Below are 11,753 nucleotides of genomic sequence, written 5' to 3' on the forward strand. Positions count from 1 at the left end.
GTATATTGCGCCCAAATTTATAAATTTAAAACTTATTCGAACCCGAACTTTTACAATCCTGCATATGAAACGGAATATTGCAATAGGAATTTTTCTCATCGGCGCCCTGGCGCTGAGTTCCTGCTCCACCCAAAAACTCGCAACCACTGCCAGTAACGACGATGTTTACTTTTCGAACGCGAAAGCAGCAGATGAGCCTATTTATGCCGTACAGCCTGTTTATAACCAAACTGATGCTGATAACCAGCAGGTACAACAGGAAGATGACGATGATTATTTTTATTATGATGATTATGCATCGCGTATAAACCGTTTCAGTTATTACTCTCCGTTTAGTTATTATGATAATTTATATTACGGTTACAGCAACCCTTATTACAATGGCGGCTTTAGCTTAGGCTTTAACTACGGGCCATACGGTTACGGCTATTCGCCTTATAGCTATGGAGGCTGGGGGCTGGGCTATGGTTACGGTAGCGGCTGGGGACTTGGCTTAGGATATGGCTACGGGTACGGTTATGGAGGCTATGGCGGCGGTTTTGGTTACGGAGGCTTTTATGGTGGCGGTTATGGCCGCGGGGGCTATGTATCATCAGGTACACCACGCCCTGTACGCGGCACCGGCAGTCCGTTCAGTGGCCGTTCTTACGCGCCAGGCTCATTTAGCCGTGCGACACGTCCCGGCGGTACAGCATCCCCCACCAGGACCGGGATAGGTTATATACCTGGCGGCCGGGCAAACCGTACAACCAACGGCAGTGTTACCCGCGGTAATTCAAATAACAGCAGCAATGGTAGCAATACCAGTTACTCGCGCGATTCGCGCCCAGTAAGGCAACAAGATACCAGGCCGCAAACACAAAGTGTTGAGCGTTCTTCACCATCTCCTGCTCCATCGTCATCACCCTCAAGCTCGGGCGGCGGCGGTAACAGTGGCGGCGGCGGTGGCGGCAGACCAGTTAGACCATAATTTTATCAGCTTAAATCTATGAAGATTAAATATTTACTTAGTGTGATTGCTATAGTAGCAATTACTAAAGATAGTTTTGCGCAATATTCGCAGGATGCCATTCGCTTCAGCACCTTTCAAACAGGTTCAACATCGCGCATCAAGGGGATAGGCAACGCGGGCACGGCTATTGGGGGCGATTTAAGCTCGATAAGCGGCAACCCCGCCGGGCTGGGCTTTTTTACACACTCAGAGGCAAGCATTACGCCGGAGTTTAATGGGTCGAAGGTAAATTCAACCTATCTTGGCCAGTTTAATACCGATAGCAAAAGCAACCTGAATTTCAACAACGCCTCGGTTGCTATTTACCAGCAGCTGCGCACGCCAAGAGGTCGTGATAAAACCAAAGGATGGCTAAGTATTAACTATGGCGCAGCATATAGCCGTACCAATAATTTTTATGAAAACATTACCTACGGCGGTAAAAACACCAGCAACTCCATAGGCGACTATTATGCAGGCATTGCCAATTCAAACGGCCAGCTAAGCGAAGGCGGATTGGATGATTGGGCTTATCAGCAAAACCTGATAGATAACTATGCCACCACGGGCGGCGGCAGCGAGTACCGCAGAAACGCGTTTGGTACTGTCAATCAATTAAACAACACCATCCGCACCGGCGGACAATCGGAAGTTAACCTGGCATTTGGCGCCAACTACAGTAATAAGCTATATTTTGGATTGGGAGTATCTTTTTCCAATATCCGGTATAACTCGTACAATGTGTTTAACGAAACCGGTACAGCCAGTATACTGGTTAACAATGTGAGCACAAATGCAAACTTTAACTCAAATTTTGTGCAGGACCAGCTTACTACGGGTTCCGGCGCCAACGTTAAGCTGGGCGTAATTTATAAGCCGGTTAATGCGTTGCGCTTAGGCTTTACCTTTACATCGCCGACCTATTACTCGATAACTGACTCTTATACCGAAGGCCTGAGCACCAATTTTACCAATTTCAACAACGCCGAAAATGAACCGGTAGAGTATCCGTTAGCCTACAATATGCGCACCCCTTTAAAATTAACGGGCGGTGCTGCCATTTTTATAGGCAAATACGGCTTTATATCCGGCGATATAGATTATATCGACTATACTACTACCCATCTCAGCAGTAACGACAGCTACAGCGCCGATTTTGATAACAGCAACATAAAATCCCTGTACCGCTCAACCGTAAACGCCCATATAGGCGCCGAGGCACGCCTTAACAGCATGTTTTACCTGCGCGGTGGTTATGGCATACAAGGCAGCCCGCTAAAAACCAAGGGCAGCGATATTAAAACCATCAGTGGTGGTATTGGTGTAAGGTTTGGCAGCTATTACGTTGATGCCACCTATGCCCATTTAAGCGGCAACCAAACAGTTTATCCTTATGAAATAGGTACGGGGAGCCCGGCGGCGGATCTTAAAAAGACCAATAATAACGCATTCCTTACATTGGGATATAGTTTTTAAGAGAGTATCAAGTAGTAAGTAGTAAGTATCAAGTAGTAAGACCTTAGAAGGCAGGCTTTGTAAGTTCAAAATCCGTTATCCGAAATCAAAAAATCTTGTTACTTGATACTTACTACTTGATACTATTTATAGGTTGCAAGTTTAAAAATCCGTTATCCGAAATCAAAAAATCTTGCTACTTGATACTTACTACTTGATACTATTTATAGGTTGCAAGTTCAAGTCTCCGTTATCCGAAATCAAAAAAATCTTGCTACTTGATACTTACTACTTGATACTATTTATGTGCTACTTGATACTATTTATATCCCCGAAAGGTCGCCTATCTGCTCGGTTTTTACCAGCCGCCGTATGTCAAATCCTTTGTTTGCGGCACGTACCAATAGCTGGTTGTAAGTTTGGTCATCTAACGTTGGCCGGCGGCTCAAAATCCACAGGTATTTACGGTTAGGATGCCCAACCATGGCATAGCTATAGTCTTTGGCCAGGTCAATAATCCAATATTTGCCTTTAAAGGGCCAAAAAAACTGTACGTCGAGTTTGGAGTTAACGCCTTTATCTGCCACGGTGGCCCGCCCTTCGGTTACTTTAAGTTTATTGCCTTTTATACACCGGTTTTTAACAATGATGCTGCCATCCTTATTTAAGCCGTAAGTTGCCGACGTACAGGAACACCCTTTTTCAAAAGGCTGCTCAAAAGCGGCTACCTCAAACCAGGTGCCCAGGTATTTTTTTAGGTCGACGTAATTTACGGTTTCCAAAGGTTTTTCCTTTGTCTGCTGTAATGCCAAAGCAGCGGCAGCGGCCAAACCCAATACTACAGAAGTTGCCAAAATTTCTTTCTTCATATTTCACTAACGATCAGCAGGAGCAAAAAGTTTAAGCCGAAGGCAGATATTTACGCAGCTTCGACCCGTGAAATATTTAATTACCTTTGTCACAAAGTGTTAAAATTGGATAATACAGGCATATTACAGCATAAAAACAACATCAGTATATTGGGCTGCGGCTGGTATGGGCTGGCGCTGGCAAAGGCATTGGTAAGCAATGGCATAAAGGTAAAAGGATCAACCACATCGCCCGGTAAAATGGAAACCATGGCGGCTGATGGTATTGAGCCATACCTGATTAATTTTACTGCCGCCACCGAAAATTACGACGCCCGTTTTTTTAACTGCGACATACTTTTGATAGCCATCCCGCCTAAAACACGCGCGGGCGAGGGTGTGTATTTTATTCATAAGATAGAAAAGATCATTAATGCGATTAAGCGGCATGGTGTTAAAAAAGTAATATTCATCAGCTCCACCGGAGTTTATGCCGACCTAAATAACCAGGTTGACGAAAATACCAACCCGCAACCCAACACCGAAGCAGGCAGGGTTCTGTTTGCTGCCGAAAACCTTTTCAGGCAAGAGGCAACATTTAAAACTACCATTATCCGCTTCGCGGGATTAATTGGGCCGGGCCGGGCCCCAGGAAGATTCTTTGCCGGGAAAAAGGATGTCCCTAATGGCAATGCGCCGGTAAACCTGATACACCTTGACGATTGCATTGGATTAACAAAAGCCATTATTAACAAAGATGCCTTTGGTTACCTGTTTAACGGTTGCGCGCCGGATCATCCGGTCAGGTCGGTGTTCTATACCCGGGCAGCTGCGGATGCCGGGTTGGAAAAACCGGAGTTTATTGATGAATTGAAAGCGTGGAAGATTGTAAAGAGTGTGAACATTGACGCGATATTGAAGTACCGGTTCAAGGCCTCAATTCAATAAAACGGAACAGTTAAAGCAACATTTGCCAAACGTCTAAATTTTGCAATCAACTGAAAATCAAAAAATTAAGTGTTCCATCGCCAATTTTCCATAAAAGCTAAATAGCTGATAATCAGAACACATGTGTTCCAGCGCGTTCCACCGTTCCGGTGGAACACTAACCCATAAATTAGTTAGTTATAGTTGCTGCAGCCTTATCCCCCATCACAAAAACCAGCATCCCCCCTTTCAAAATATCTTTATGACTGATATAATTCTTCAGATATGGTTTCCCATTCAGGCTGATGCTTTGCACATATTTATTTACTACCGATAGGTTTTTAGCCTCGATAATAAAATTTTTATTACCGGGTAATGCCAAACTTACCCTGCTCAGCTGTGGTGCTCCAAACACATATTTACCATCGGCCGGATTAACCGGGTAAAAGCCCATTGCGGTAAAAATATACCATGCCGACATTTGCCCGCAGTCATCGTTGCCCGACAGGCCGTCTGGCTTGTTTTGGTAAAACTGATCAGCAATTTGCCTTACCAAACGTTGTGTTTTAGCAGGGTCGCCGGCGAGTGTGTACAGGTAAGCTATGTGATGGTTAGGCTCGTTTCCGTGCGCGTATTGGCCTATCAGCCCGGTAACATCCAGTGTTGAGCCTTTGCCAAATACTTTGGAATCCATACTGAACAGGGAATCGAGTTTGGTTAAGAAAGCCTTCTTCCCTCCCATTAAGTTAATTAACCCCGGAATATCCTGCTGTACTTGCCAGGTGTATTGCCAGGCGTTGCCCTCGGTATAATCGCCGCCAATGGCCAACTGGCCGCTATCCAGGTTGGCAAAGGGTTGTACCCAATTACCATCGGCCAGTTTGCCCCGCATCAGGTTGGTTGATTTATCGAACAGGTTTTTGTAGAAGGAAGACCGCTTACTGAAGTAATTATAATCTGCTATTTTGCCCAGCAATTTGGCTAACTGAGCGGCACACCAATCATCATAAGCAGCCTCCAATGTACGCGATACCGCCTCGCGCTTTACCGAGTCTGACGGTAGGTAGCCATACTTCATGTACAAATCCCAATTGTATTTGGGGCTTTTATTGTTGGTAAGCGTAGCTTTAATGGCTGCAAATGCTTGTTCCTTATCAAAGCCCTTAATGCCTTTCAGGCTGGCATCAACTATAACGGGGACGGCATGGTTACCTATCATGGCATAGCTCTCTTTGCCAAACAATGTCCATACAGGCAATAATTTGGCTATGTTGAAGTGTTGCAGCATGCTCTCAACCATTTGTCCGTCCTTATCCGGGCAGATGAGGGTATACAGCGGATGGGCCGCCCGGTAGGTATCCCATAATGACAAGGTAGAATAATAAACCTTATCGGCAGATTGACGCACCAAACCATCGGCGCCGCGGTACTTGCCATCAACATCCGCAATATTATTAGGTTGAATAAGGGCATGATATACGCTGGTATAAAAGGCTGTTTTTTGCTCTTCTCCTCCCTCGGCCTTCAATCGGGCAAAATAGTTTTCCCATACTTTGGCAGCTGCGGCTTTAACCTGGGCGAAGGTTTTATTGGCTGTTTCAGCCGCGAGGTTTTTGCGGGCGCCATCAATGCTCACCGTGGAGATGCCAACTTTAACTTCTATAGTTTCGCCTGGTTTGGTGTCAAAATCAACAACCAGTCGGCGATGGGCGTCGCCATCAACAAAATGATAACCGGTAAAGGTTTTACCGAACGTAGCGGTAAAAAACACCTTCTTCTCAACCCACTGGCTGGAGTAAGCATACCCGCTGATGATGTTTTTACTGTTGACGGTAATGCTGCCTTCGGATACATGTTCCTTCAACTGTTCAGCATCTTCAACCAGACCACTTTGCATATCAATCAGTAAATGTGATTTACCGGGTTTGCTAAATATATAACGATGCAAACCCGCATGTGCCGTAGCGGCAAGCTGCGCTTTGATATTATGATCGCTTAAAACAACCTCATAATAGCCCGGCGATGCTTTTTCTGTTTGGTGCGAGAATTTGCTCACGAATTTTCCGGGATCTTTCCCCTGGAAAGGGAAGATTAAGACATCGCCTAAATCAACGCCGCCGGTGCCGCTTAAATGGGTGTGGGCAAAACCGGTGATTACGCTATCTTCATACCGGTAGCCAGAGCAATAATTCCAGCCGAAGTTACCGGTCTCGGGACTTAGCTGCACCAACCCAAAAGGAACGGTTGCCCCCGGGAATGTATGCCCTGTGGCCGATGTACCGATAAAAGGGTTTACATATTTGCTATAAGTTTGAGCGTGCAGGCCTATAGTTGCGCCCAAACACATTATCAACAGCAATATTTCCGAAATGCTTTTATATCGCATCATTAACCGGTTAGTGTAACAAATAACGTTGCGGGTCGAGCGCCTGGCCGTTGGCGGCTTTTAGCATGATCAGGTCTTGCGTCCTGTTGATATTATCGGCAACGTAATATCCGCTTAAATTGTATACGCCTTTTGTAAGGTGCAGCAATGCTTTTTGCGGCTCAACGTAGGTGTTTTTACTCCTGTAGATGACGGGCTGTCCGTTTAAAAACAATGCCGGGCTAACCTCAAATACCGAAGTAAGCTGATAGTCGCCATCGTGTTCAATTTTTAGGTATCCGTACATTTTAACCCAGGTAAGGTTACCATCGGTCACCGGCAATACCATGGGATTGGTGCTGTTTATTACAGCTGTTGCCACCTGGCTAAGGGTATCCAGCCTGGCATAGTCGGTTTCTTTACTTTTAATGAGTTTATAGTTTAAACCGGGGGTTAAAGCGGCCTCATCTAAAATTACCGGCTTTAAATCAATATGCTTTATAGTTGCTGCCTGGAAAATGTGCTGCTTATTGAGTGTCCAGGTGGTATAGGTTTTAATGACCAGGCTATCTTTAAGCGTGGCGCTGATATTCAACGGGAATGCTTGTGGTTTTGCGGCGCTATCGGGCATTTTGCCATTTAGGGAATAGCGTACCTGCGCACCCAGTAGCGGGTATTTAAGTACCAGTCCAAATTGATTGCTGTTGGTTACTATATTATCCATGCCCACAATATCGGGCAGGCGAGCGTTCCAGTTCCATAGTTTGAAATAACCGTACTGCTGCTTCATTTTATACGCAAACCTATCAAGGTTTTTGTTTTCTGTTGCCGACCAGGTTAATTCGGCAACAGCCAGCGCGCGCGGGTAAACCATGTATTGTAAGTGCAGGGCATTGGGCACTTTTTCGGCCCAGATATTGCCCTGGGCGCCTAAAATATATGCAGCTTCTTCTGGATTGAGCTCTTTCGACATGGGCTCGTAGTTGTATACCATTTGCCATGGCACCGGCGGGTTCCAGCCAATGGGCTCCAAATCCTCATTGGCCTGGGGGGCATCAAAGTACATGTAGGGCAATGGGGTCATCACTACGTGGTGGTGCATCCTGGCGGCGGCTATACCGCCGGCCTCGCCCTGCCAGCTCATTACCGTGGCCGATTCGGCAAGGCCGCCCTGCAATATCTCGTCCCATCCTATCAACTTTTTATTTTTGGAGAGCAGGAATTTTTCGATGCGTTTAATGAAATAGCTTTGTACCTCTTTCTCACTTTTCAGGCCCTCTTTTTTCATCAGGGCAACGGCAGTCGGGCTTTTCAGCCAGTCTATCATTTCAGCTTCGTCACCACCAATGTGAATGTATGGGTTAGGGAACAGTGCGATCACCTCGGTAAGCACGTTTTCCATAAAGGTAAAAGTATATTCACCTGGGTCCAGCATCCGCACCCGGTGTTTGGCGCCGGTTGAATCCTGGCAGCCCAGTTGGGGATAGGCAAAAATAGCCGCCTCGCTGTGGCCGGGCATTTCAATTTCGGGCAGGATGGTTACAAACCTGTCTTGCGCGTATTTTACAACTTCTTTAATATCGGCTTTGGTATAAAAGCCATCGCGGCCGCCATCAATCAGGTTATCCAGTTTGCGAAATTTGCCCTGCTTTTCGTAATAGCTGATCTTAGCCCCCACCTCAGTAAGTTTAGGATATTTATCAATCTGGATGCGCCAGCCCTCATCATCCGTTAAATGCCAATGGAAAACATTCAGTTTGTAATGGGCCATCACATCAATATACCTTTTTACCTCATCAACCGTAAAAAAATGGCGGCTTACATCCAAACTTAAACCACGCCACTGAAACCTGGGTTCATCGGCAATACGGCATGCTGCTAATTTAAAAGGACTTATAGCCCGCCCCGGTAATAATTGGATTAATGATTGCACCCCATAAAACACACCTGCGCCGTTGCCCGATATTTTCACCCGGCCAGGTTTTACATCCAGGTTATATGCACCGTTTTTGCCGGCTGCTGTTGTTATCAATTGTATAGCTGCAGCAGCAGGCACTTTAGGGTAAACCTTCAGGCTTACCTTCAGCTTATAATAGGTGGCCAGGTAAGTTTGCAGGTATTTGCCTACGGCCTCGCTTTCCTTATCAGCCCCTATAACCGCCTTGCTGCTTAAAATGAAGCTGCCTTTTTGTTCGGTTAGATGTAATGGCTGGGGGATAATATGTAACTGGGCATTCACAGTCACAGACAGGCAGGTGCCTATAAAAATCGCGGTTAAATATTTTATGCTGATGTTGTTCATTTTCGATATTATGTCAAAACTGCTAAACGGATTTAATCCCATCAGCTTTTTTTGCCCGGAACTTTTAGCGTATACACAAAATGGTAAGTACCCGATACTACGTTCATCTGTTGATCATTACCCACTTTTTTAATTTCGGTGATCTCATCTTCGGTGTTAATATCCAGACCGCTTTCGGTGATCTGATCGGTTACCGAAGGCAAAATAACCTGCGCCGTTGTATTTGGCGGCACCACAATATCCAGGGTAAATATGCCATTATCAATACTCCATGCCGATTTTATTTTGCCGTACAGGGTTTCCAGTTCGGCCTGCGCGCTGGTTAACTTACCACCCGGCTTTGGCGCAATAATAATTTTGTGGAAGCCCGGATCGGTCTCATCTGTATTGATGCCGGCAATAACCCGGTACATCCAATCGCCAATAGCGCCATAGGCGTAATGGTTAAAGGAGTTCATTTCGGGGTCTTCAAAGCTGCCATCGGGCTTAATGCCATCCCAGCGTTCCCAAATGGTGGTAGCGCCGTTTTTAACCGGGTATAACCATGATGGGTACGATTCTTTCATCAGCAGGTCGTAAGCAATATCGGTAAACCCAAAGCGGCTTAAAACATGGCAAATGTAGGGTGTGCCTAAAAAGCCGGTGGTGATGTGCTCGTCATAATCATCAATATTTTTTACCAGCCTTTTTGCCGCCGATACCCTTAAGTTTTCGGGCAGTAAATCAAAATTCAAAGCCAGCACGTAGGATGTTTGTGTACCCGATATCATGCGCCCGTTAGGCGTTACATACTCGCTGTTAAACGCTTTTTTGATATTATACAGCAGCTGAGAATATTTTTGTACATCATCGCTTTTGCCTAATACCTTGGCGGCATTAATGAGCAATTGGGTTGAGTGGGCATAAAACGCCTGTGCTATCAGGTTTTTGTCGGTTAGGGCGGCGCCATCTTCATAATTGGTGCCGGCGTAAAACAGCCAGTCGCCAAAGTGGTTACCTGTATCCCACAGGTAATTGCGGCTATGCTGTTGAATATAGCCCACCCAGGCCTTCATGCTTTCGTATTGCTGCTGCAATACCTGTTTATCGTTATAAGCCAGGTAAATATTCCAGGGGCCTATGGTGGCCACATCGCTCCAGCCGGATGCGGCCGACGAAGCGCTATCCAGCATGTTGGGTATCACGTAGGGCACAGCGCCATCTTTATGCTGATCGGCGGTTAAATCTTTCAGCCATTTGGTATAAAAACCGGCCACATCCATATTAAAAGTAGCGGTGCGGCAAAAGGCCTGTGCATCGCCCGTCCAGCCCATGCGCTCATCGCGCTGAGGGCAATCGGTAGGCACATCAATAAAGTTTCCTTTTTGCCCCCACTGAATATTGTGCTGTAACTGGTTAACCAATGGGTTTGAGGTAGAAAATTTGCCCGTTTGCGCCATATCCGAGTAAACAGCATAGGCAGCCAGGTTTGTGGAATCCAGCGGGCCGGTATAACCCACAACCTTTAAAAACCTGAACCCCTGGAAAGTGAAATGAGGCTCGAAAGTGGCAAGGCTGTCATCTTTAAAAACATAGGTAATTTCCTGTTTGGCCGTACGCAGGTTTTTGGTGTAAAAATTCCCTTTTTGATCCAGCACTTCGGCATGGTAAAGCCTCACGGTATCGCCGGCTTTTGCTTTCAGTTTAAATTGCACCCAACCTACCAGGTTTTGTCCAAAGTCAACTACCCGATCGCCTGCGGGTGTGGTAAATACCCTAAGGGGTAAAAACTTCTCGTGTTTTTTTACTGTCGGGCCGGCGGTGGCAATCAGGTTATTCTTAATGGTCGAATCTGTTTTAACCGTATCCCAGCCAATATCTTTATAAAGGGGACTTGTCCAGCCTTTTTTTTCCGCGCGGGCGTCATAAACCTCGCCATCAAAAAAAGACGATGAGCGTATTGGCCCATAAGATACCTTCCAGCTTTTATCCGAATTAATGATCTCCCGTTTGCCGTTGGTATACACTAATTCCAACTGGCAAAGCAGGGCCAGTTTACTGCCATATAAATTTTTTTTCCGGTTATAAGTATATCCCCTGTACCAGCCGTCGCCAATAGTTACGCCAATGGCGTTATCGCCTTTTAGCATATTAGCGGTAACATCATACACATTATATTGCAGGCGTTTGTTATAGCTTGTCCAGCCGGGGGCAAAATAATCGTTACCAACGCGCTTGCCGTTTATTTGCGCCTCAAAAACGCCATGCGCCGTAATGTATAAGTGTGCTGCGCGCACTTTTTTATCCAACTTAAAACTTTTGCGAAACATGGGCGCCGGGCCGCCGGTGGTATCAGAAACATAGGTATCCTGGATCCATTTGGCCGACCAGTCGGCAGGATTTAATAGCCCCATTTTCCAAAAGTTGACCATGCACCAGGGGCTTACCCGGTTTTTGTTATCCCATACCCTAACCTGCCAGTAAACTTTTTGGCGCGAAGCAAGCATAGGCCCGCCATAATATACCTGGACAGATTGAGCGGAATAGATGCGGCCAGTACCCCAGATGATATCCTTGCCTTTAGTTAACGATACGGCGTTGCTGCCTACTCTTATTTCATAGGATGTTTGCTGAATGTCGCGCTCCTGGCATACCAGTTTCCAACTCAGGCGAGGATTGGCGACGGCGACCGATATGGGATTGGTTTTGTATTCGCAAATAAGGTTATCAACTGTGAGCGGCGGCGGCGGTAATGGCTTAACCTGGGAAAAACTGCTGAAAGAAAGAAAAACTAACAAAACGATATTTAAGCATACTTTTTTGAGCACCCTTATTTGTTGAGTATAATTCATGTACTAAATATAGCTTTAGAACGTTTTTTGTTTT

7 protein-coding genes are annotated in these 11,753 nt (G+C 45.9%); 3 read left to right on the top strand and 4 right to left on the bottom strand.

All coding sequences use genetic code 11. The features are described 5' to 3' along the window. Positions 1–64: 64 nt before the first annotated feature. Both AC1DXF_RS23165 and AC1DXF_RS23170 read left to right on the top strand, forming a co-directional pair. Positions 65–970 carry a hypothetical protein gene (locus tag AC1DXF_RS23165; RefSeq protein ID WP_477451073.1) on the top strand — a complete coding sequence of 302 codons (906 nt, stop codon included), beginning with the start codon at positions 65–67 and terminating at the stop codon, positions 968–970. A gap of 18 nt (positions 971–988) precedes the next feature. Continuing rightward, positions 989–2,467 (top strand): OmpP1/FadL family transporter, encoded by a 1,479-nt coding sequence (locus AC1DXF_RS23170; RefSeq protein ID WP_477451074.1) that lies wholly within the window; start codon positions 989–991, stop codon positions 2,465–2,467. Between the two features lie 302 nt (positions 2,468–2,769). Here AC1DXF_RS23170 and AC1DXF_RS23175 read toward each other — a convergent pair whose 3' ends face one another. Beyond that, positions 2,770–3,315, bottom strand: coding sequence for a lipocalin family protein (locus AC1DXF_RS23175; protein ID WP_477451075.1), 546 nt, complete (start codon positions 3,313–3,315; stop codon positions 2,770–2,772). 96 nt (positions 3,316–3,411) lie between these two features. Between AC1DXF_RS23175 and AC1DXF_RS23180 the strand changes: the two genes are divergently transcribed. Further along, positions 3,412–4,242: an SDR family oxidoreductase gene (locus AC1DXF_RS23180; protein WP_477451076.1), complete on the top strand. Its 831-nt coding sequence runs from the start codon at positions 3,412–3,414 to the stop codon at positions 4,240–4,242. Positions 4,243–4,411: 169 nt separating this feature from the next. On the opposite strand, the gene AC1DXF_RS23185 is transcribed toward AC1DXF_RS23180, so the two are convergent. From AC1DXF_RS23185 to AC1DXF_RS23195, 3 genes are read right to left on the bottom strand one after another with little or no spacing between them, the layout of a single operon-like run. Beyond that, positions 4,412–6,610 carry a GH92 family glycosyl hydrolase gene (locus tag AC1DXF_RS23185; protein ID WP_477451077.1) on the bottom strand — a complete coding sequence of 733 codons (2,199 nt, stop codon included), beginning with the start codon at positions 6,608–6,610 and terminating at the stop codon, positions 4,412–4,414. A 7-nt stretch (positions 6,611–6,617) separates the two neighbouring features. Next, complete coding sequence (locus tag AC1DXF_RS23190; RefSeq protein WP_477451078.1) at positions 6,618–8,888, bottom strand: beta-N-acetylhexosaminidase; 2,271 nt, start codon at positions 8,886–8,888, stop codon at positions 6,618–6,620. 41 nt (positions 8,889–8,929) lie between these two features. Next, the gene (locus AC1DXF_RS23195) at positions 8,930–11,719 is read right to left on the bottom strand and encodes a family 78 glycoside hydrolase catalytic domain (RefSeq protein WP_477451079.1); all 2,790 of its coding nucleotides are present in this window, start codon (positions 11,717–11,719) and stop codon (positions 8,930–8,932) included. Positions 11,720–11,753: the final 34 nt, after the last annotated feature.

This window comes from Mucilaginibacter sp. P2_A5, from assembly GCF_056404995.1.

Bases quoted from the DNA above. Each gene is read 5' to 3' on its own strand.
- AC1DXF_RS23165 (WP_477451073.1), top strand. From the start codon at position 65: ATGAAACGGAATATTGCAATAGGAATTTTTCTCATCGGCGCCCTGGCG.
- AC1DXF_RS23170 (WP_477451074.1), top strand. From the start codon at position 989: ATGAAGATTAAATATTTACTTAGTGTGATTGCTATAGTAGCAATTACT.
- AC1DXF_RS23175 (WP_477451075.1), bottom strand. From the start codon at position 3,315: ATGAAGAAAGAAATTTTGGCAACTTCTGTAGTATTGGGTTTGGCCGCT.
- AC1DXF_RS23185 (WP_477451077.1), bottom strand. From the start codon at position 6,610: ATGATGCGATATAAAAGCATTTCGGAAATATTGCTGTTGATAATGTGT.
- AC1DXF_RS23190 (WP_477451078.1), bottom strand. From the start codon at position 8,888: ATGAACAACATCAGCATAAAATATTTAACCGCGATTTTTATAGGCACC.
- AC1DXF_RS23195 (WP_477451079.1), bottom strand. From the start codon at position 11,719: ATGAATTATACTCAACAAATAAGGGTGCTCAAAAAAGTATGCTTAAAT.